This window comes from Neoroseomonas alkaliterrae (genome assembly GCF_014199195.1).
Classification (GTDB): Bacteria; Pseudomonadota; Alphaproteobacteria; order Acetobacterales; family Acetobacteraceae; genus Neoroseomonas; species Neoroseomonas alkaliterrae.
Genome location: NZ_JACIJE010000002.1, coordinates 371,327 through 391,395 on the forward strand (window position 1 = coordinate 371,327; position 20,069 = coordinate 391,395).

General features: G+C 72.6%; 18 protein-coding genes and 1 tRNA gene. 9 read left to right on the top strand and 10 right to left on the bottom strand.

From position 1 onward, the window contains the following. Positions 1-21: 21 nt before the first annotated feature. A complete protein-coding gene (gene def, locus FHS88_RS05180; RefSeq protein ID WP_184481989.1) occupies positions 22-549 on the bottom strand; it encodes a peptide deformylase in 528 nt (175 codons plus the stop codon). 203 nt (positions 550-752) lie between these two features. Between def and FHS88_RS05185 the strand changes: the two genes are divergently transcribed. The 3 genes from FHS88_RS05185 to FHS88_RS05195 all read left to right on the top strand — a co-directional run bounded on the left by FHS88_RS05185 (position 753) and on the right by FHS88_RS05195 (position 3,132). Beyond that, positions 753-1,148, top strand: coding sequence for an Hsp20 family protein (locus FHS88_RS05185; RefSeq protein WP_246419547.1), 396 nt, complete (start codon positions 753-755; stop codon positions 1,146-1,148). Positions 1,149-1,228: 80 nt separating this feature from the next. Further along, positions 1,229-1,498, top strand: coding sequence for a DUF1150 domain-containing protein (locus FHS88_RS05190; RefSeq protein ID WP_246419469.1), 270 nt, complete (start codon positions 1,229-1,231; stop codon positions 1,496-1,498). Further along, complete coding sequence (locus FHS88_RS05195; protein ID WP_184481993.1) at positions 1,498-3,132, top strand: glycosyltransferase family 61 protein; 1,635 nt, start codon at positions 1,498-1,500, stop codon at positions 3,130-3,132. The genes FHS88_RS05190 and FHS88_RS05195 overlap by 1 nt, the downstream gene beginning before the upstream one ends. A gap of 174 nt (positions 3,133-3,306) precedes the next feature. Here the strand turns inward: FHS88_RS05195 and hpf are convergent, their stop codons facing one another. The 8 genes from hpf to FHS88_RS05230 form a co-directional block, all read right to left on the bottom strand. Further along, positions 3,307-3,888, bottom strand: coding sequence for a ribosome hibernation-promoting factor, HPF/YfiA family (gene hpf, locus FHS88_RS05200; protein ID WP_184481996.1), 582 nt, complete (start codon positions 3,886-3,888; stop codon positions 3,307-3,309). A 104-nt stretch (positions 3,889-3,992) separates the two neighbouring features. Further along, positions 3,993-5,468: an RNA polymerase factor sigma-54 gene (gene rpoN / locus FHS88_RS05205; RefSeq protein WP_184481998.1), complete on the bottom strand. Its 1,476-nt coding sequence runs from the start codon at positions 5,466-5,468 to the stop codon at positions 3,993-3,995. Between the two features lie 153 nt (positions 5,469-5,621). Then, positions 5,622-6,380: an LPS export ABC transporter ATP-binding protein gene (gene lptB / locus FHS88_RS05210; protein ID WP_184482000.1), complete on the bottom strand. Its 759-nt coding sequence runs from the start codon at positions 6,378-6,380 to the stop codon at positions 5,622-5,624. Then, positions 6,377-7,276, bottom strand: a complete 900-nt coding sequence (locus tag FHS88_RS20755) for an LptA/OstA family protein (protein WP_338146418.1) — start codon at positions 7,274-7,276, stop codon at positions 6,377-6,379. Before FHS88_RS20755 ends, lptB begins: the two co-directional genes overlap by 4 nt. Then, positions 7,273-7,974: an LPS export ABC transporter periplasmic protein LptC gene (lptC, locus tag FHS88_RS20760; RefSeq protein WP_246419472.1), complete on the bottom strand. Its 702-nt coding sequence runs from the start codon at positions 7,972-7,974 to the stop codon at positions 7,273-7,275. Before lptC ends, FHS88_RS20755 begins: the two co-directional genes overlap by 4 nt. Further along, complete coding sequence (locus FHS88_RS05220) at positions 7,971-8,954, bottom strand: KpsF/GutQ family sugar-phosphate isomerase (RefSeq protein WP_184482003.1); 984 nt, start codon at positions 8,952-8,954, stop codon at positions 7,971-7,973. Before FHS88_RS05220 ends, lptC begins: the two co-directional genes overlap by 4 nt. Positions 8,955-9,252: 298 nt before the next feature. Then, a complete protein-coding gene (locus tag FHS88_RS05225; RefSeq protein ID WP_184482005.1) occupies positions 9,253-9,909 on the bottom strand; it encodes a ribonuclease D in 657 nt (218 codons plus the stop codon). A 26-nt stretch (positions 9,910-9,935) separates the two neighbouring features. Then, positions 9,936-10,022, bottom strand: a tRNA-Leu gene (locus FHS88_RS05230). A 131-nt stretch (positions 10,023-10,153) separates the two neighbouring features. Here FHS88_RS05230 and FHS88_RS05235 point away from each other — a divergent pair. The 6 genes from FHS88_RS05235 to fzlA all read left to right on the top strand — a co-directional run bounded on the left by FHS88_RS05235 (position 10,154) and on the right by fzlA (position 19,171). Beyond that, entirely contained in the window at positions 10,154-11,104 is a 951-nt protein-coding gene (locus FHS88_RS05235) for a complex I NDUFA9 subunit family protein (protein ID WP_184482007.1), read from the top strand. A gap of 228 nt (positions 11,105-11,332) precedes the next feature. Beyond that, the gene (locus tag FHS88_RS05240) at positions 11,333-12,772 is read left to right on the top strand and encodes an NAD(P)-dependent oxidoreductase (RefSeq protein ID WP_184482009.1); all 1,440 of its coding nucleotides are present in this window, start codon (positions 11,333-11,335) and stop codon (positions 12,770-12,772) included. Next, the gene (locus FHS88_RS05245) at positions 12,772-13,263 is read left to right on the top strand and encodes a DUF2059 domain-containing protein (protein WP_184482011.1); all 492 of its coding nucleotides are present in this window, start codon (positions 12,772-12,774) and stop codon (positions 13,261-13,263) included. Before FHS88_RS05240 ends, FHS88_RS05245 begins: the two co-directional genes overlap by 1 nt. Positions 13,264-13,284: 21 nt before the next feature. Next, positions 13,285-17,811: a glutamate synthase large subunit gene (gltB, locus tag FHS88_RS05250; protein ID WP_184482013.1), complete on the top strand. Its 4,527-nt coding sequence runs from the start codon at positions 13,285-13,287 to the stop codon at positions 17,809-17,811. 127 nt (positions 17,812-17,938) lie between these two features. Continuing rightward, positions 17,939-18,454, top strand: a complete 516-nt coding sequence (locus tag FHS88_RS05255; RefSeq protein WP_184482015.1) for a hypothetical protein — start codon at positions 17,939-17,941, stop codon at positions 18,452-18,454. Between the two features lie 48 nt (positions 18,455-18,502). Further along, the gene (fzlA, locus tag FHS88_RS05260; protein ID WP_184482017.1) at positions 18,503-19,171 is read left to right on the top strand and encodes an FtsZ-binding protein FzlA; all 669 of its coding nucleotides are present in this window, start codon (positions 18,503-18,505) and stop codon (positions 19,169-19,171) included. Between the two features lie 81 nt (positions 19,172-19,252). Here the strand turns inward: fzlA and FHS88_RS05265 are convergent, their stop codons facing one another. Continuing rightward, the gene (locus FHS88_RS05265; RefSeq protein WP_184482019.1) at positions 19,253-20,068 is read right to left on the bottom strand and encodes a tetratricopeptide repeat protein; all 816 of its coding nucleotides are present in this window, start codon (positions 20,066-20,068) and stop codon (positions 19,253-19,255) included. Position 20,069 lies beyond the last annotated feature (1 nt).

Below are 20,069 nucleotides of genomic sequence, written 5' to 3' on the forward strand. Positions count from 1 at the left end.
GGGCGTCCCTCCGGCGCGGCCTCAGGCCCGCTGCCTGGCCTTGAGCTCCTTGGCGAGCTTGCGCAGCAGCATGTTCCGCTTCAGCGCGCTCAGGTAGTCCACGAAGAGCACGCCATCGAGGTGGTCGATCTCGTGCTGCAGGCAGGTCGCGAGCAGGCCGTCGGCCTCGATCTCCCGCCGCGCGCCCGCGAGGTCCTGGTAGCGCACCTTCACCCGCGCGGGGCGCGTCACCTCGGCATACTGGCCGGGGAGGGAGAGGCAGCCTTCCTCGCGCGTCGCCGTCTCGGCGCTGGCGGCGAGGATCTCGGGGTTCACCAGCACCATCGGGTCCCGGCTCTCCTCCTTCTGGAGGTCGATGACCACGAGGCGCAGCATCTCCCCCACCTGCGGGGCGGCTAGGCCGATGCCGGGGGCGGCATACATGCTGGCGAGCATGCGCGGCGCGAGGGCGCGCACGCGGTCCTCGTCGGCGGGGCCGACGGGCTTGGCGCGCGCGCGCAGCCGCGCGTCCGGGACGATCAGGATGGGCAGGGTTTCGGCGTCGGTCATGGGGGCGGGGATCCTCTAGCGGCCCGGCATGGCCGTTGCAACGCACCCCCTTGCAGCGGCGCAGGCGGCTGCCAAGATCTGGCGCGGCGGGGCGCTTCGGGCTCCGCCGGATGCTTCGCTCTCGGACGAGGAGGCCCTGCTTCGTGTCACGCCAGTCCCTGTTCGGCTCGCCGCTGTTCCTCGGCTTCGACCACCTCGAGCAGATGCTCGACCGCGTGGGCAAGAACGCCGACGGCTACCCGCCCTACAACATCGAGCAGATCGGCGAGAACCGCCTGCGCATCACGCTCGCCGTCGCCGGCTTCGGGATGGACGACCTGCAGATCACGCAGGAGGACAACCAGCTCGTGATCCGCGGCCGCCAGAAGGATGACGGCGAGGGCCGCGTCTTCCTCCATCGCGGCATCGCCGCCCGCCAGTTCCAGCGCGCCTTCGTGCTTGCCGAAGGGATGGAGGTGGAGGGCGCCTGGCTCGACAACGGGCTGCTGCATCTCGAACTCCGCCGCCCGCAGCCGGAAAGCCGCGTGAGGACCATCCGCATCGGCGCGAAGGGCAATGGCGGCGCGACCATCGTCGAGGGCCGCCCCGCCAAGGCGTGAAGCATGTTCTTGCAACCGGGCCCGCCACGGGCCGGACATTCCGCACGGGCCTCCGGGACGTGCCGGAAGGAGACCAGACAATGACCAAGGACGACATCGACATCGAACGGATCGAGGAGGAGGGCGAGGAGGCCGCGCTGCCCGCCGAGGTGCTCCGCTCGCTCTCCCCGCTGGCCTGGGCGCGCTATGGCGCGACCACGATCGCCTATGCCCGCCCCGTGGTGGTGAACGGGCAGAGGGCGGTCGCCATCCATGCCGCCGACGGCACGCCGATCGGCGCCGCGCCGACCATCGCGCTCGCCACCGCGGCCATCCTGCAGCACGGGCTCGGGCCGGCGCTGGTGCATTGATGGGCGGGGCCGGGGATGACGGGCCACCGCAGGATCCGCACCCATCGCAGGCGCTGAGCGGCGCGGCCGCGCCGCCGCCGCGCGCCCGGCCCGAAGCCCCGGCCATCGCCGCGCCCCCGGCGCGCAGCGCGGGTGAAGGCCGGCCCTGGCCGCTGCTCGCGCCGGCCTTCAAGGACTGCCTCGAGCGGGCCGATCACGCGGGGCTCTGCGCCCTTGTCCTCGCGGCGCGGCCCGCGACGATGCCGAACTGGGCGATCGGCCAGTTCCTGCGCGCCGCCCTTGCCGCGCGCGACGAGCAGGCGCTGCGGCGCGCGGTGGAGATGGCCGTCGCGGCCCCCCTGCAGCCGGCGCTCCGGGCGCGCCTCGCGCTCGCCCTCGTGCGCCACCGGCAGGCCGGCCTCGCCTTGGAGCTGCTGGGGGACATGCTGGACGCCGCGCCCGAGCCGGCCGCCCGCCCGGCGCTGCTAACCGCGCTCGCCGCCGTCACGCTCGACGGAACCGCCCCGGCGGACCTCCGGCGCTGGGCGGCGGAACGGCGCCGCGCCCTTTCCGGCGTGGTCGAGGGCGGCTTCGCCCTCGCCGCCATCCGCCCCAGGCGGCAGGCGCCGAGCCCCTCCCTCGCGCCGCTTCTCGGCATCGCCGCCGCACCCGGGGCTGGGCCCGGGACGGCCGCCGCCCTGCTGGAGACGCTGGAGCGGAGAGCCGCCTGGGATTCGGCGGAGGAGCCCGCCGCGCGCGTGCGCATCTACCGCGACGTCTTCGCCAACCGGCTCGGCGCGATCTGGCGGCCGGACGGGACCGTCCTGCGCGAGCCGCTGCCGACGGCGCGGCCCCTGCCGGCCGTGGCGCCGGGCGACGTGCCGCAGCATGACCGCGCGATCCTCGCCACGGGGAACACGAACAACCTCTACCACTGGTTCGGCGGCATCTTCCGCGGCCTCGGCTGGCGCTTCGAGGCCGGCGCCGAGGCGCTGCCCATCGCGTTGCGCGACGACGCGCTGCCCGCCCAGGCGCAGAGCCTGCGCCTGCTCGGCGGGGAGGCGGCGCCGCTGATCGCCCTCGGCGACTGCGCGCATTTCGGCGAATTGCACGTGCCCGACTGGGGCGGTCTCGGCATGCACCGGGGCGGTGCGGCGCGCTTCCTGTTCGATCGCCTCGTCGCGGCGGCGGGCCCGGCGCCGGAGGGGCGGAGGGACCGCCGCATCCTCATCTCCCGCCGGGACGCGAACGCGCGCCGCCCGGAGGGCGAGGACGCGCTGGAGGCGATGTTCGCGCGCCATGGCTTCGAGAGCGTGACGCTCAAGGGCATGCCGCTCGCGGACCGGATCCGCATGATGCAGGGGGCGGCGCTGGTCGCGGGCATCCACGGGGCCGGCCTGACGATGCTTTTTGCCGCGCGCGCCGGTGCGCGGGTCTATGAGGTCATGCCGTGGATGCCGGCCTCGCTCTCGACCCGCTGCTGCATGGCCGCGATCTCCGGGGCCTTCGGCCTCGCGCACCGCGTCTGGATCGAGCCCTGCGACGAGGCCCGCCAGGCCTGGGAGCCGCATCTCGCGGAGATGGAGGAGGATCTCGTGGCCTTCCTCGATGGCCGCCCCGGCCCGCGCAGCCTGGAGCCCGGCGAGGGCGGGTGATGCTGGCGGGCAACCGCTTCGGCCATGCGCCCGCCGGCATCGCGCGCGGGGACGGCGCGGCGGCCGCGCGCGCCATCGCAGGCCGAAGCCCGGCGGAGGCGGCGCGCGTCCCGGTCAGGCGGTTCAACCTGACCGGGTGAGCACGCCCGCGGAAGGAACGCGGCCGGGCCCCTGTCAGCCCGCGCCGGGATCGATCCAGCCGACATTCCCGTCGGCGCGGCGATAGACCACGTTGAGCGCGCGCGTCGCCTTGTTGCGGAACATCAGCACCGGCACCTGCGCGAGGTCCATGCGCATCACCGCCTCGCCCACCGTCAGCAGCGCGATCTCGGCCGGGTGCTCGGCCACGATGGCGCCGTGGTCCTCGCCATTGGGCGCGGGCGCCTCGGCCTCCTCCTCGGGCTGCGGGCGCAGCACGCGTTCGAGGCCGGCCGGCGCCTCGCGCTCGGGCGCGAAGGAGCGGGCGTGCTCGTTGACGCGGCGGCGGTAGCGGCGCAGGCGCTTGGCGAGGTGCTCGGCCGCCTCGTCGAAGGCGCGATGGGCGTCGGGGCCTTCGCCCTCGGCCCGCATCGTCAGGCCCCGCCCGGCCTTGAGGTTGATATCGCAGGCGAAAAGCGCGCGGTTCTTGTGGAAGGTGACGTTGGCTTCGAGCGCATGGTCGAAATACTTGCGCGTGATGGCGTCGAGCCCTTCGCGCACATGGACCTTCAGCGCCTCTCCGGTATCGACCTGCTTGCCTGCGACAGTGACGTGCATGGGGCTGAGCCCTCCTTCTTCCATTGAAGGGGAGGGGCCGCCCCGTGTGGCGACCATATCGCCGGTCCGCATCCTCAGCGCGGGCCGTGAAGGCTCGGGTCGGATCAGGCCGGGACGGCCTTCTCCCGTTTGCGCTGCACCGATGAGGGTATCCGCAGCGCGTCGCGGTATTTGGCCACGGTCCGGCGGGCGATGTCCACGCCTTCCGCACGCAGCCGGGCCACGATCGCGTCGTCGGAGAGGATGTCGTCCGCGCTCTCGGCATCCACCATGGCCTTGATCCGGTGGCGCACCGCTTCCGCGCTCACGGCGTCCCCGCCTGCGGTCGCGGCGATGGCGGTGGTGAAGAAGTACTTGAGCTCGAAGGTGCCGCGCGGGGTCGCTATCGCCTTGTTGGAGGTGACGCGGGAGACGGTGCTCTCATGCATGCCCACCTCCTCGGCCACGTCGCGCAGGATCAGCGGCTTCAGATGCGCGACGCCGTGGCGGAAGAAGCCGTCCTGCCGGCGCACGATCTCGGCGGCGACCTTGAGGATGGTGTTGGCCCGCTGCTCGAGCGACTTCACGAGCCAGGAGGCGGTCTGGAACTTCTCCGCCACCCAGGCCTTCTCCTCCCGCGTGCGGGCGCCGACCAGCGCCCGGCCGTGGAAGCCGCGGTTGATCAGCACGCGGGGCAGCGTCTCGGGGTTCAGCTCGACGATCCAGCCATCGCCCGGGCCGCGGCGCATGAGGACGTCGGGCACCAGCGTCGGCGCGGGCGGCGCATCGAAGGATGCGCCGGGCTTGGGGTCGAGGCGGCGGAGCTCGGCCACCATCTCGGCCATGTCCTCGGCGTCCACGCCGCAGACCGCCTGCAGCCCGCGCAGGTCGCGCCGGGCGAGCATCTCGAGGTTGTCGAGCAGCGCGGCCATGGCCGGGTCGTAGCGGTTGCGCTCCTGCAGCTGCACCATCAGGCATTCGCGCAGGTCGGCGCAGAACATGCCGACCGGGTCGAAGCGCTGCATGCGTTGCCGGACCGCTTCCACCGCATCCTCGGCGCAGCCCAGTGCTGCGGCGATGGTCGCCGCGGGCACGCTCATGCGGCCGGCGGGGTCGAGCAGCGCGAGCAGGTTCGCCGCGATCATGCGTTCCTGCGCGGTGGCGAAGGAGAGGCGGATCTGCTCGCCGATATGCTCGCGCAGGTTCTTCTCCGGCGCGGCCATGGCCTCGACGCCCGAGAGGTCGTCCTCGAAATCCGATCGCCCGCCGCTGCCCATGGGCGGCGTGCCGGCGTCGTAGACATTGTCCCACTCGGCATCGAGCGGTGCCGCGTTCTCGGCCGGCAGCGCGTCGGAGCGCGCGGCCTCGGCCGCGTCGGGCGCCTCGGGCGGGGCGGGAAGCGGGTCGGTGGTGCGGCCGGCATCGGGGCCGGGCGTCGTGCTCTCGTCGCGCTCGAGCAGCGGGTTGCGCTCGAGTTCCTCCTCGACGAAGGCGGCGACCTCGATGTTGGAGGATTGCAGCAGCTTGATGGCCTGGCGCAGCTGCGGCGTCATCACCAGCTGCTGCGTCTGGCGCAGGTCGAGGCGGGGGCCGAGCGCCATCAGGCACCCGCGCGCCGGGGCGCGGCGCGCTCCTGCCATGGGGGTCGGGGCGGTGCGGCGGCGTGCATGGCTGATGAAGGCGGGCGCCGCATCGCGGCGCGCTCCTGCCATGCATGTAGGGTTGGCGTTGCGGCTACATGCATGGCGGTCAGGCTAGAGGCTGAACCTTTCGCCGAGGTAGACGCGCCGCACCCCCTCATGCGCCACGATGTCGCGCGGTGAGCCCTCCATCAACACCTGACCGTCGTGCAGGATGTAGGCGCGGTCGATGATCTCGAGCGTCTCGCGCACATTGTGGTCGGTGATCAGCACGCCGATGCCGCGGTCCTTGAGGTGCTTGACCAGGTCGCGGATCTCGCCGACCGCGATCGGGTCGATGCCCGCAAGCGGCTCGTCGAGCAGGATGTAGGCCGGATGCGTGGCCAGCGCGCGGGCGATCTCGCAGCGCCGCCGCTCGCCGCCCGAGAGCGCGAGCGCGGGCGCGCGCCGCAGGTGGGAGATGCCGAATTCCGCGAGCAGCGCGTCGAGCATCTGCTCGCGCCGCTCGCGCACCGGCTCGACCACCTCGAGTGCCGCGCGGATGTTGTCCTCGACGTTCAAGCCGCGGAAGATCGAGGCCTCCTGCGGCAGGTAGCCGAGGCCGAGGCGCGCGCGGCGATACATCGGCAGCGTGGTGACGTCGTGCCCGTCCATGATCACCTGCCCCTCGTCGGGCTGCACGAGGCCGGTGATCATGTAGAAGGTGGTGGTCTTGCCCGCGCCGTTGGGGCCGAGCAGCCCGACCGCCTCGCCCCGCCTGACCGAGATCGAGACGTTGCGCACCACCGGCCGCTTCTTGTAGCGCTTGCCGAGGCCCTTCGCGACGAGGCCCGAGGCCGAGGCGCCCTCGACCACGCGCAGCGCTTCGCTCATCGCGGCCCGCCCTGCGGCGGCAGCGCCTGCTCGCCCTGCTGCGGCACGACGAGGCCCTGCACGCGCTGCCCCGGCGCCGAGACGAGGCGCGCCACGCCGCTCTGCATGTTCACGATGGCTTCCTGTCCCGTCAGCGTGTTGTCGCCGCGCGTGATGCGCACCTGGCCGAGCAGCCGCGCCATGCCCGTGTTGGGGTTGTAGACGCCACGGTCGCCGCGCACGACCTCCTGCTCGGTGCGGATCTCGACATTGCCGAAGGCCTCGACCCGCTCGATGGAGGAGGGCTGGCCCGACGCGGCCTGCGCCGAGGCGGCCTGCGGCCGCGGCTGGCCGGCAGCCGGCGCCTCGGCGAAATGCGCGACGAGCGTGTCGGCGCGCACGCGGCGGCCGTCATTCGTCACCACCACCGCATTGCCGCGCGCCACCGCCATCCGGCGCTGCGACCAGTATTCGACGCTGTCGCGCGCGGTCAGCGTGTTGTCGGGATTGATCAGGCGCAGCGCGCGGCCGGTCATCACCATCACCGCCTGGTCCATGTCATAGACCGCGCGGTCGCCTTCCGCGCGGTCGGTCGCGGTGAAGATGACGACATTGCCCTCGGCCTCGAGCCGCCAGATCTCGCCGCCGCCCGCGGGGTTCTCCGCGGCCGCCGGCGCCGGCTGCGCGGCCTGCCCGCCGCGCGGGCGGTAGCGGGCGATCAGGCGGTCGGCCTCCACCGTGACGCCGCCGCGCACCGCGCGCGCCTCGCCGCGGGCGATGATCACCTGCTCCTGCTGGCGCCACTCGATGCCGTCCACCGCGGTCACCTCGACCGGGCCGCCCTGGCTGAGGTCGAGCGACTGCGCGAGGCAGGGCGCGGCCCAGAACAGCCCCGCGGCGAGCAGCGCGGCCCTCACTGCCCGCCCTCCAGCACCGCGCGCGCGCGGCCGGTGAAGACCACGACCTGGCCGCGCTCGGTCAGGCGGAAGCCCTCGCTCGTCAGCGTGCCGAAGGGCCCCTGCGCGGCGACCGGCCGGTCGCCGGAGGCGGAACCCTCGTGCAACTGGATCTCCGCGGCCTCGGTGACGAGGAGGTTGCCGCCATCCTGCCAGAGCGTGACCTCGCCGGAGAGGTCGAGCACGTTGCGCGCCTTGTCGTAGCGGCCGGTGCGCGATTCCAGCAGAACCCAGGAGCCGTCGGTGAGCAGGATGTCGGCGCGCGGCGCGTCGAGGTCCACGATGTCCGCCGATTCGGTCTGCGTCGCCACGCCCGCGGTGACGGTGAAGGGGCGGTTCTGCTCGTCGAGGCCCTGGTAGCGCGGATCCACCACGCGCACGGAATCCGGCGTGGCCTGCACGACACGGCGGAAGGAGACGCGGGCGCGGTCCTCCATGCGGTCGAGTTCCGGCCAGATGGCGATGGCCGCGAGCAGGCCGAGGCCCGCGGCGGGCAGCAGCCACTTGGCGAGCCGCACGGCGATGCGCCGGCGCGCGATCTGCGCGGAGGAGGGCGCCCAGCGCTCGCGCGAGGGCGGCAGCAGCCGGCGCGGGGCCGGGGCGGGGCCGGCGCGCAGCGGCACCGCCGGGGCGATGCGCGGTTCCTCCCGCCCGCTCATGCCACGCCTGCGCGCAGCAGGTCGTGGACATGCAGGATGCCGACCGGGCGGCCGTCCTCGTCCACGACGAAAAGGGCGGTGATGCTGCGCGCATTCATCTCGCGCAGCGCCTCGGCCGCGAGCGTGTCGGGGCGGACGGTGCGCGGGGTGCGCGTCATGACCTCGCCGACGCTGCGCGAGAGCAGCGCGGCCCCGCCGCCCGCCTCGAGCTGCCGGCGCAGGTCGCCGTCGGTGACGATGCCGATCAGCCGCCCGTCCTCGTCCTGCACGCCGAGGCAGCCGAAGCGGCGCGCGGTCATGGCGATGATCGCCTGGTCCATGGACAGGCCGGGCGGGGCGAGCGGCAGTTCCGCCGCGCCATGCATCAGGTCCCGCACGCGGGAGAGCCGCGCGCCGAGCTTGCCGCCCGGGTGGAAGACGCGGAAATCGGCTGCGGTGAAGCCGCGCCGGGTGAGCAGCGCGACCGCCAGCGCATCGCCCAGCGCGAGCTGCATGGTGGTCGAGGTGGTCGGCGCGAGGCCCATCGGACAGGCCTCCGGCGCCTCGGGCAGCACGAGGGCGATGTCGGCGGCGCGGGCCAGCGTGCTGCCCGCCCGGCCGGTGATGGCGACCAGCGGCAGGCCGAAGCGTTTCGCGTGGCCGACGAGGTCGGCGAGTTCCGGCGTCTCCCCCGAATTGGACAGCGCCAGCACGGCATCGCCCGCGACGATCATGCCGAGATCGCCGTGCGAGGCCTCGGCGGGGTGGACGAACAGGGCGGGCGTGCCCGTCGAGGCGAGGGTCGCGGCGATCTTGCGCCCGACATGGCCGGACTTGCCCATGCCCGAGACCACGACGCGCCCGGAGGTGCCGGCCAGCGTCGAGACGGCCAGGGCGAAACGCTCGTCGAGGCTCGCGGCCAGCGCGGTCAGCGCCTCGGATTCGAGCGCGAGCACGCGGCGCGCGGCCTCGATGTCAGGATGCGGGGAAGGGGCGTTCACGCCGCCTGTATGCTGCGGGCGCGTTGGCGGGTCAACAAAACAGGCGGAGAGCCTTCCAAGAAGCGTGCCACGCGATGCGCGCGGCCCGGGGGTCGCGCCGGGCCGCAGGGCGGGATCGCGCAACGCCCAGCTTCCGGAAAGCCATCGCTGGACCCGCTGGGCGGGCGCGCGGACGGCCGGGCCGATATGCCGGGTCCGTTGACGAACCCCGTCCCGTCGCCGTCGCGCAGGCGGGCTGCCGGCCCGGGGCGCGCCCTGCCTGGCCCCGGCGGCCCACCCGGCCCATCCGGGCGGAGGGTCAATGCGCCAGGATGTCCGGATCCTCGTAGCCGAGCAGGTCGAGCTTCCCGCGGGCGGGCAGGAAGCGGAAGCAGGCCTCCGCCAGATCGAGCCTGCCCTCGCGCCGCAGCAGGCCCTCGAGCTTGGCCCAGAGCGCATGCAGGTGCAGCACGTCCGAGGCGGCATAGGCGAGCTGCTCGGGCGAGAGGTCGGCCGCGCCCCAGTCCGAGCTCTGCTGCTGCTTCGAGATCTCGACGCCGAGCAGCTCCTTGCACAGGTCCTTGAGCCCGTGGCGGTCGGTGAAGGTGCGCACCAGCTTCGCGGCGACCTTGGTGCAGACCACCGGCGCGGTGGTCACGCCGAGGCAGTGGAACAGCACCGCGACATCGAAGCGCGCGAAGTGGAACAGCTTGGTCACCGCCGGGTCGGCCAGCAGCCGCCTGAGGTTCGGCGCCGCATAGCCCTGCCCGCCGAGCGATTCCGGCACGAGCTGCACCAGATGCGCCGTCCCGTCGCCGGAGGAGAGCTGCACGAGGCACAGCCTGTCGCGGTGCGGGTTCAGCCCCATCGTCTCGGTGTCGATCGCGACCAGGCGGCCGAGATCGAGCCCGTCGGGCAGGTCGTTGCGGTGCAGGCGGATGGTCACGCCGGCATGGGTGAACAGGGTGGTGCCCATGGAAAGCGCCGTGCCTTGCTTGATGATGGTGCCCAGGAAAGGACTCGAACCTTCACAGCCTTGCGGCCACAGGTACCTGAAACCTGCGCGTCTACCAATTCCGCCACCTGGGCAGGGGGCCGGCGCCTCGCGGCGAGGCCCGGGCGTTTACGCGCCGCCGTGCGGCCCGTCAAGCGCCGCCGCGGCCTTGAGGCGGCGATGGGGCGCCCATATGGTCCGTCGCATCCAGCGGAAGGGGAGCACCATGGCCGATCGTCGGGTCGCGACAGTGTTCGGGGGTGCCGGCTTCATCGGCCGCCACGTCGTGCAGCGCCTCGCGAAGCAGGGCTGGATCGTGCGCGTCGCCGGGCGGGACACCGAGAAGGCCGGCCGGCTGCGCACCCTGGGCGCGGTCGCGCAGGTGGTGCCGGTGGCGGCCTCGGTGACGGACGAGGCCTCGGTCGCGCGGGCCGTCGCGGGGGCCGAGGCGGTGGTCAACCTCGTCGGCATCCTGTTCGAGCGCAAGCCGGGCGACTTCACGCGCATCCAGGCCGAGGGGGCGGGGCGCGTGGCGCGGCTCGCCGCGGCGGCCGGCGCGCGGCGGCTCGTGCATGTCTCGGCCATCGGCGCCGATGCCGGCAGCCCGAGCGCCTATGCCCGCACCAAGGCGGAGGGCGAGGCCGCGGTGCGCGAGGCCTTCCCGGCCGCGACCATCCTGCGCCCCTCGGTGGTGTTCGGGCCGGAGGACCAGTTCTTCAACCGCTTCGGCGCGCTCGCCGCGATGCTGCCGGTGATGCCGGTGGTCTGCGGGGCGACGCGCTTCCAGCCGGTCTATGTGGGCGATGTCGCCGATGCCGTGATGGCGGCGATCGAGCGCGAGGACGCGCAGGGAAGGACCTACGAGCTCGGCGGGCCGCGGGTGATGACGATGCGCGAGGTGCTGGAGTTCGTGCTCGAGCACACCGGGCGCCGCCGCCCGCTGGTGCCGATGCCGGACGGGCTGGTGCGGCTGCAGGCGCGGCTCGGGGAAATGCTGCCCAGCCCGCCGCTGACGCGCGACCAGCTGATCCTGCTCGGCAAGGACAATGTGGTGTCGGAGGGGGCGGCGGGGCTCGCGGCGCTGGGCATCAGGGCCAAGGCGGCGGAGGCGATCGCCCCTGCCTATCTCGCCCGCTTCCGCCCCGGGGGCCTTCGGCGCGAGGGACTTGCGGCATGAAAGGTCCGAATCGGATCTGATTTCCGCGCTGCGGCGGGCCGGTTTCGCGAGCGCGGGTGAAACCGGCGTCCTGTTAGGGCAAAAAAACTGACCTATCGGCGCAGAAAGGACTCGCCTCGCCCGGAAGCATGCCGTATGTGACCCGCCGCCAGGGGTCCGGCGACGGATCTTGCGCGGCCCCGTGGCCGCGGCCGCCCCGGGCGCAGGTTCGCCGCCGCGGGGGGTCGCATGGCCGAGAAGATGCTCCAGTTCGTCCGCCTTCAGCAGCGGCAGCCGGAGAAGCGCGACGCCGCGGAGCGCCGCGGCGACTGGGGCGAGGTCTATCGCGCCTATGCCGCCGAGGCCGCCCAGCAGCAGGCCTCCCGCTGTTCGCAGTGCGGCGTGCCCTTCTGCCAGGTGCATTGCCCGCTCAACAACAACATCCCCGACTGGCTGAAGCTGACCGCCGAGGGCCGGCTCGAGGAGGCCTACGAGGTCGCCTCCGCCACCAACACCTTCCCCGAGATCTGCGGCCGCGTCTGCCCGCAGGACCGGCTCTGCGAGGGCAACTGCGTCATCGAGAAGGGCTTCGAGAGCGTCACCATCGGCGCGGTCGAGAAGTTCATCACCGACACCGCCTGGGAGAAGGGCTGGGTCAAGCCGCCCGCCGCGGTGCGCGAGCGGGCGGAGAGCATCGGCATCATCGGCGCCGGCCCCGCCGGCCTGGCCGCGGCGGAGCGGCTGCGCACCCTCGGCTACCAGGTGACGGTCTATGACCGCCACGACCGCGCCGGCGGGCTGATGATCTACGGCATCCCGAACTTCAAGCTGGAGAAGGACGTTGTGCTGCGGCGCGCCGCGCAGTTCGAGCAGGGGGGCATCGCCTTCCGGCTGAACGTGGCGGTCGGGCGCGACGTCACGCTCGGCGAGCTGCGCCAGCGCCACGATGCGCTGCTGGTCGCGACCGGCGTCTACAAGGCGCGCGACATCGCCTGCCCCGGGGCGGGGCTGCCCGGCGTGGTCGCCGCGCTCGACTACCTGATCGCCTCCAACCGCAAGGGCCTGGGCGATGCGGTGCCGGAGTTCGACAGCGGCGCGCTCGACGCGCGCGGCCGGCATGTCGTGGTGGTCGGCGGCGGCGACACCGCGATGGATTGCGTGCGCACCGCCGTGCGCCAGGGCGCGGCCTCGGTCACCTGCCTCTATCGCCGCGACAAGGCGAACATGCCCGGCTCGATGCGCGAGGTGAAGAACGCCGAGGAGGAGGGCGTGCGCTTCGAATGGCTCGCCGCGCCGGAGGCCTTCACCGGCACCGACCGCGTCGAGGCCGTGCGCGCCCAGCGCATGCATCTCGGCCTGCCCGACGCCACCGGCCGCCAGCAGGTCGAGCCGATCCCCGGCGCGCATTTCACCCTCGAGGCCGATCTCGTCATCAAGGCGCTCGGCTTCGATCCCGAGGACCTGCCCGCGCTCTTCAACGAGCCGGCGCTCGCCGTCACGCGCTGGGGCACGCTGAAGGTGGACCACCGCACCATGATGACCGCGCTGCCCGGCGTCTTCGCCGCCGGCGACATCGTGCGCGGCGCCTCGCTCGTGGTCTGGGGCATCCGCGACGGGCGCGACGCGGCCGAGCAGATGCACCTCTACCTGCAGGCGCGGGCCGAGGCGCCGGCGATGGCGGCCGAGTGATGCGCGCGCTGCTTGCCCTGCTGCTGCTCTGCGCGGCGCCCGCCTTCGCCCAGCCCGCCGACACGCCCGCCGAGCGCCGCGCCGCCGCCGAGGCGCTGGTCGAGGCGAGCGGCGGGCAGCGCCAGGTGGATGCGATCCTCGCCGCCATGCGCGGCGGGCTTGTCGAGAACATCACCCGCGCCACCGCCGGCCGCCTGACGGGCGAGCAGGTCGCGGTGATCGTGGACGAGGTGCTGATGCCGGGCTTCACGGCCCGTTCGCACGAGATCACCGAGCACACGATCCGCGTCTGGCAGGACCGCCTCTCGGCCGCGGACATGCGCGCGCTGGCGGAGTTCTACAGCGCGCCGCTCGGCCAGCGGCTGCTGGCCCTGATGCCCGAGGTCACCGCCGAGAGCGCGCGCTTCGGCCAGGACTGGGCGCAGCGCGTCGCGCAGGACGTCATCATGCGCAACCGCGAGCAGCTCCGCGCGCGCGGCATCCCCTTCTGAAGCCCCAAGGAAACCCGGGCCATGACCGACACCGGCTACGTTTCCCGCCATCAGCGCGAGGCCGCCCTGCTGCGCGAGGCCGCGCATATCGACCTGACCGAGCATGACGCCTGCGGCGTCGGCCTCGTCGCCGCGATGGACGGCAAGCCGCGGCGCGAGGTGGTGCAGGCGGGCATCGACGCGCTCAAGGCCGTCTGGCACCGCGGCGCGGTGGATGCCGACGGCAAGACCGGCGACGGCGCGGGCATCCACATCGAGATCCCGCAGGACTTCTTCGCGGAAGTCGTCGAGCGCGGCGGCGACCGCCTGCGCCCGGGGCGCATCGTGGTCGGCATGGTCTTCCTGCCCAAGACCGACCTCGGCGCGCAGGAGCGCTGCCGGCAGATCATCGAGACCGAGATCCTGAACGCCGGCTACAGCATCTATGGCTGGCGGCAGGTGCCGATCGACGTCTCCTGCATCGGCGAGAAGGCGAACGCGACGCGCCCCGAGATCGAGCAGATCCTGATCTTCGACCCCGAGCAGCGCGAGATCGGCACGGTCGAGCGCGACATGTTCGTGATCCGGCGGCGGATCGAGAAGCAGGCGATCGCGGCGCAGATCCCCGAGCTCTATCTCTGCTCGCTCTCGGCGCGCTCGGTCATCTACAAGGGCATGTTCCTCGCCGAGAGCCTGACCGAGTTCTACCCGGACCTGCTCGACCCGCGCTTCGTCTCCCGCTTCGCGATCTACCACCAGCGCTACTCGACCAACACCTTCCCGACCTGGCGCCTCGCGCAGCCCTTCCGCATGCTCGCCCACAACGGCGAGATCAACACGCTGCACGGCAACGTCAACTGGATGAAGAGCCACGAGACGCGGCTCGCCCATCCGCTGCTCGACCCCTTCATGGAGGACCTCAAGCCCATCGTGCAGGCCGGCGGGTCCGACACCGCGACGCTCGACAACGTGTTCGAGCTGCTGGTCCGCGCCGGGCGCGACGCGCCGATGGCCAAGGCCATGCTGATCCCCGAGAGCGTGACCAGCAACGCGACCATGCCCGCGGCGCATCGCGAGCTCTTCATGTACTGCAACGCGGTGATGGAGCCCTGGGACGGCCCGGCCGCCATCGCCGCGACGGACGGGCGCTGGGTGATCGCGGGCCTCGACCGCAACGGCCTGCGCCCGATGCGCTACACCGTGACCGACGACGGGCTGCTGATCGTCGGCTCCGAGACCGGCATGGTGAAGCTGCCCGAGGACCGCATCGTGCGGAAGGGCCGCGTGGGCCCCGGCCAGTGCATCGGCGTCGATCTCGAGGAGGCGCGCTTCTACGACGACGCCTCGCTGAAGGACATGCTCGCCGCACGCAAGCCCTTCGGCAAGTGGACGGCGCGCACCACGCGCATCGACGGCATCGTGAAGGCGAGCGGCGACGAGCAGGCGAGCTACTCGGGCGAGGCGCTGCGCCGCCGCCAGCTCGCCGTCGGCTACACGCTCGAGGAGCTGGAATCGATCCTGCACCCGATGGTGGAGGATGCGAACGAGGCGGTCGGCTCGATGGGCGACGACACGCCGATCGCGGTGCTCTCCTCCCAGTATCGCGGGCTGCACCACTACTTCCGGCAGACCTTCAGCCAGGTGACCAACCCGCCCATCGACAGCCTGCGCGAGACGCGGGTGATGACGCTGCGCACGCGGCTCGGCAACCTCGGCAACATCCTCGACGAGGATCCGACGCAGTGCGACATGCTGATGCTGGAGAGCCCCGTGCTCTCCAACGCGCAGTTCGACGCCATGCGCGACTACATGGGCAGCACCGCCTGCACGGTTGACTGCACCTGGCCCGTGAGCGAGGGCGAGGCAGGGCTGCGCCGCGCCATCGAGCGCATCCGCCGCGAGGCGGAGGAGGGCGTCCGCTCCGGCTGCGCCCATGTGATCCTGACCGACGAGGCGCAGTCGGCCGAGCGCGCGCCGATACCGATGGTGCTCGCGGTCGGCGCGGTGCAGACGCACCTCGTCAGGCATGGGCTGCGCACCTTCACCTCGCTGAACGTGCGCGACGCGGAGTGCATGGACGTGCATTCCATCGCGGTGCTGATCGGCGCGGGTGCGACCACGGTGAACGCCTATCTCGCGCAGGAGACCATCGCCGACCGCCATCGCCGCGGCCTGTTCGGCGACCTGTCGCTCAAGGAGTGCGTCGCCCGCTACAAGAAGGCGGTGGACAAGGGCCTGCTCAAGATCATGTCCAAGATGGGCATCTCGGTTCTGAGCAGCTACCGCGGCGGCATGAACTTCGAGGCGATCGGCCTCTCGCGCGCGCTGGTGGCGGAGTTCTTCCCCGGCACGCCCTCGCGCATCTCGGGCATCGGGCTTTCCGGCATCGCGCGGCGCGTGCTCGCGCTCCATGCCAGGGCGTGGCAGGAAGGCGCGGTGACGCTGCCGGTGGGCGGGCTCTACAAGCTGCGCCGCCGCGGCGAGGTGCACGCCTTCGACGGCAGCCTGATCCACACGCTGCAGAAGGCGGTGGAGACCGACAGCTACCAGACCTTCAAGCGCTATTCGGAGGCGGTGCGCCGCCTGCCGCCCGTCGCGCTGCGCGACCTGCTTGATTTCCGCAGCGCGGGCCGGGCGCCGATTCCGCTCGAGGAGGTCGAGAGCATCACCGAGATCCGCAAGCGCCTCGTCGCGCCCGGCATCTCGCTCGGGGCGCTGAGCCCCGAGGCGCACGAGACGCTCTCGATCGCGATGAACCGCATCGGCGCGCGCTCGGACAGCGGCGAGGGCGGGGAGGATCCGGCCCGCGCCAAGCCGCGCGCGAACGGCGACAACGCCAATTCCGCAATCAAGCAGATCGCCTCGGGGCGCTTCGGCGTGACCGCGGAATACCTGAACAACTGCCGCGAGATCGAGATCAAGGTCGCGCAAGGGGCGAAGCCCGGCGAGGGCGGGCAGCTGCCCGGCTTCAAGGTGACCGGGCTGATCGCGCGGCTGCGCCATTCGACGCCGGGTGTCACGCTCATCAGCCCGCCGCCGCACCACGACATCTACTCGATCGAGGATCTCGCGCAGCTCATCTACGACCTCAAGCAGATCAACCCGGATGCGACGGTCTGCGTGAAGCTCGTGGCGCGCTCGGGCATCGGGACCATCGCCGCCGGCGTGGCCAAGGCCAAGGCGGATGCGATCCTGATCTCGGGCCATTCGGGCGGCACCGGCGCCTCGCCGCAGTCCAGCATCAAGTATGCGGGCCTGCCGTGGGAGATGGGCCTGAGCGAGACGCACCAGGTGCTGCTGCTGAACCGGCTGCGCCACCGCGTGAAGCTGCGCACCGACGGCGGCATCAAGACCGGGCGCGACGTGGTGATCGCGGCCATGCTGGGGGCCGAGGAGTTCGGCATCGGCACCGCCTCGCTCGTGGCGATGGGCTGCATCATGGTGCGGCAGTGCCATTCCAACACCTGCCCCGTTGGCGTCTGCACCCAGGACGAGGCGCTGCGCGCGAAGTTCACCGGCACGCCGGAGAAGGTGATCAACCTCTTCTCCTTCGTGGCGGAGGAGGTGCGCGAGATCCTCGCCTCCCTCGGCTTCCGGCGGCTGACCGACGTGATCGGGCGGACCGACCTGCTGCACCAGGTCAGCCGCGGCTCGGAGGATCTGGACGACCTCGACCTCAACCCCCTTTTGGTGCAGGCCGATGCCGGGGGGCATCCGCCCTACTGCACCATGGAGGGGCGCAACGAGGTGCCCGAGACGCTGGACGCGGAGATGATCCGCGATGCCGACGCGCTGTTCCGGCACGGGGAGAAGATGCAGCTCCAGTACAACATCCGGAACACGCATCGCGCCATCGGCACCAAGGTCTCCTCCCGCATCACGCGCCAGTTCGGCATGACCGGGCTGCAGCCCGGCCACCTGACCGTCAGGCTGCGCGGCTCGGCCGGGCAGTCGCTCGGCGCCTTCGGCGTGCGGGGGCTGAAGCTCGAGGTGTTCGGCGACGCCAACGACTATGTCGGCAAGGGCCTCTCGGGCGCGACCATCGTGGTGCGCCCCGCGCCCTCCTCGCCGCTGGTGTGGAACGAGAACACGATCATCGGCAACACCTGCCTCTATGGCGCGACGGCGGGCGAGCTCTTCGCCGCCGGCCAGGCCGGCGAACGCTTCGCCGTGCGCAACTCCGGCGCCACCGCCGTGGTCGAGGGCTGCGGCGCCAATGGCTGCGAATACATGACCGGCGGGACGGTGGTGATCCTGGGGCCGGTGGGCGACAATTTCGGCGCCGGCTTCACCGGCGGCATGGCCTTCGTCTACGACGCCGACGACACCTTCGAGCTGCGGCTGAACCCGGAATCGCTGCTCTGGAGCCGCATCGCCCATCCGCACTGGGAAGGCGTGCTGTGCGACCTGATCGCCCGGCACGTGGCCGAGACCGGCAGCCGCTTCGCCGCCCGCCTGCTGAACGAGTGGGCAAGCGAGCGGAACCGCTTCTGGCACGTGGTGCCGAAGGAGTTCGCGAGGTACCTGCCCGTCCCGATGGCCGAGCAGGCTGCCGTCGCGGCGGAATGACTCGCCCGGCCCGCGCGCGGTGAAAAGGTTCACCGCGCGCGGGCCTCGATGCTTCCGTTGCCATGACGACAGGGTAATGTGCCCGGCGGGAGGTCCCGGTGGAGCGGGGCACGGACGGAGGCGGAGAATGAGCGTGCGGCGACTGGTCCTGGCCCTGGCGGCCCTTTCAGCGATGGCCATGCCGGCCTCCGCGCAACAGGTGCGCAACCTCGCCGAGGTGAATGGCTGGGTCGCCTATGTGGCGCAGAGCAACAGCGGGCCGCTCTGCGGCATGGGGACGGATGCGAACCGGCTCGGCCGCTTCTTCTGGATCAAGGTCGAGCGGCTGCGCGGCAACCTGCACGGCTTCATCCAGGTGGGCGACCGCGCCTGGAACGTCCGGCGGGAGGCGACGGGGCGCATCATCGTCGCCATCGACCGCCAGCGCGCCGACCTGAACTACACCGGCACCTCGCGCCCGGACATGATCGAGGCCTCCTACCAGGGCGCCTTCGAGAACTTCCTCAACTTCGTGCGCGCCTTCGCCCTCGGCATGCGCATGGAGGTGATCTTCCCCGGCGAGACCGTGGCGCCCTGGTCGGCCGACCTGCGCGGCACCCGCGCGGTGACCGAGGCCTTCCTCGCCTGCGCGCGGCGCATCTGACGGGCGGGCCTTCCGCGACGGCGGGGCGGGTGGCATAAGCGGCGCGCCGTGCGCCTGCTCTTCCATCTTCCCCTCTCGCCCTTCGCCCGCAAGGTCCGCCTCGCGCTCGCCGAGAAGCGAATTCCCTTCGACACGCGCATCGAGCGCGTGTGGGAGCGGCGCGAGGATTTCCTCGCCATGAACCCGGCCTGCACCGTGCCGGTCCTGGTCGAGGACAACGGCCTGACCATCGCGGATTCGAACGCGATCTGCGAATACCTCGACGAGGCCTATCCCGACATGCCGCTGCTCGGCCGCACGCTCGCCGAGCGGGCCGAGGTGCGCCGCCTGGTCGCGTGGTTCGACGGCAAGTTCCACGCCGAGGTCGGCATGAACCTGCTCTACGAGAAGCAGATGAAGCGGCTGATGGGGCGCGGCAACCCGGACGCCTCGGCGATCCGCGCGGGCTATGCGAATCTCCGCCCGCATCTCGAATATGTCGGCTGGCTCGCCGAGACGCGGCCCTGGCTCGCCGGCACCTCCCTCACGCTTGCCGACCTCGCCGCGGCGGCGCATCTCTCGGCGCTCGACTACATCGGCGACGTGGACTGGTCGCAGAACGAGGCGGCGAAGGACTGGTATGCGCGGATGAAGTCGCGCCCCTCCTTCCGCCCGCTGCTCGCCGACCGGGTCAGCGGCCTCACGCCGCCCGAGCATTACGCGAACCTCGATTTTTGATTCGCGGCGGGCCGGCTTCGGGGCCGGCCTTTCGCGCTGGGCGGTGTCGCGCGTGCGGCGCCGGCCGCCGGAGTCCAGCCCCTACCGCCGCGCCGGCCCGGCCTCCATCAGCGCCATGTTCTGCGCCGCGAGATCCGCCGCCGCGCTGTCGGGCGCGAGTTCGATCACCCTCTCCCAGTCCGACCGCGCGCCCGCGCCATCGCCGCGCATCTGGCGCAGGATGCCGCGTTCGAGCAGCGCCTCGGCATTGTCGGGCGCGAGGCGCAGCGCCTGGGCGATGCTCTCGGCCGCCGGCGCGACGCGGTCGAGGCGCCGCTCGGCCGAGGCGCGCAGCACCCAGGCCTCGGCACGCGACGCATCCATGGCGACGACGCGCTCGGCATCGGCCAGCGCCTCCGCCGGGCGGTCGAGCGCGAGCGAGGCGATCGCCCGCTCGGTCAGCAGGTCGGCATCCTCGGGCGTCAGCGCGAGGGCAAGGCTGAGCGCGGCATGGGCGCGCTCGGGGCGGCCGGCGGCGATCCAGGCCTCGCCCGCCTGGCCGAACACCGCCGCGCGCGCGCGGATGCCCGCCTGGCTGCGGGTGGCGATGCGCTCCAGCGCCTCCGCCGCGCGCGCCGCATCGCCGAGGGTGAGCAGCGCGAGCGCGGCGCAATGGGCCGATGCCTCGCCGAGGCCCTCCATGGCGAGGCGGTCGGCGAGCGCGCGCGCGCCCTCCGGGTCCTCGTCCACCATCTCGATGCAGCGTTCGTAGTCGGACGAATCCACGAGGCGCGGCGGTTCGGGCGGTGTCGGCAGCACCTCCTCGCGCGCCGTGCCGCCGAGCCACCACCACGCGCCGCCGCCCGCCGCCAGCAGCAGCATCGCGGCGCCGGCCAGGAGCGGGCGGGTTGGACTCATG

Coding starts and splice junctions, on each gene's coding strand:
- def (WP_184481989.1), bottom strand. CDS start 549: ATGACCGACGCCGAAACCCTGCCCATCCTGATCGTCCCGGACGCGCGG.
- FHS88_RS05185 (WP_246419547.1), top strand. CDS start 753: ATGCTCGACCGCGTGGGCAAGAACGCCGACGGCTACCCGCCCTACAAC.
- FHS88_RS05190 (WP_246419469.1), top strand. CDS start 1,229: ATGACCAAGGACGACATCGACATCGAACGGATCGAGGAGGAGGGCGAG.
- FHS88_RS05195 (WP_184481993.1), top strand. CDS start 1,498: ATGGGCGGGGCCGGGGATGACGGGCCACCGCAGGATCCGCACCCATCG.
- hpf (WP_184481996.1), bottom strand. CDS start 3,888: ATGCACGTCACTGTCGCAGGCAAGCAGGTCGATACCGGAGAGGCGCTG.
- rpoN (WP_184481998.1), bottom strand. CDS start 5,468: ATGGCGCTCGGCCCCCGCCTCGACCTGCGCCAGACGCAGCAGCTGGTG.
- lptB (WP_184482000.1), bottom strand. CDS start 6,380: ATGAGCGAAGCGCTGCGCGTGGTCGAGGGCGCCTCGGCCTCGGGCCTC.
- lptC (WP_246419472.1), bottom strand. CDS start 7,974: ATGAGCGGGCGGGAGGAACCGCGCATCGCCCCGGCGGTGCCGCTGCGC.
- FHS88_RS05225 (WP_184482005.1), bottom strand. CDS start 9,909: ATGGGCACCACCCTGTTCACCCATGCCGGCGTGACCATCCGCCTGCAC.
- FHS88_RS05235 (WP_184482007.1), top strand. CDS start 10,154: ATGGCCGATCGTCGGGTCGCGACAGTGTTCGGGGGTGCCGGCTTCATC.
- FHS88_RS05240 (WP_184482009.1), top strand. CDS start 11,333: ATGGCCGAGAAGATGCTCCAGTTCGTCCGCCTTCAGCAGCGGCAGCCG.
- FHS88_RS05245 (WP_184482011.1), top strand. CDS start 12,772: ATGCGCGCGCTGCTTGCCCTGCTGCTGCTCTGCGCGGCGCCCGCCTTC.
- gltB (WP_184482013.1), top strand. CDS start 13,285: ATGACCGACACCGGCTACGTTTCCCGCCATCAGCGCGAGGCCGCCCTG.
- FHS88_RS05255 (WP_184482015.1), top strand. CDS start 17,939: ATGAGCGTGCGGCGACTGGTCCTGGCCCTGGCGGCCCTTTCAGCGATG.
- FHS88_RS05265 (WP_184482019.1), bottom strand. CDS start 20,068: ATGAGTCCAACCCGCCCGCTCCTGGCCGGCGCCGCGATGCTGCTGCTG.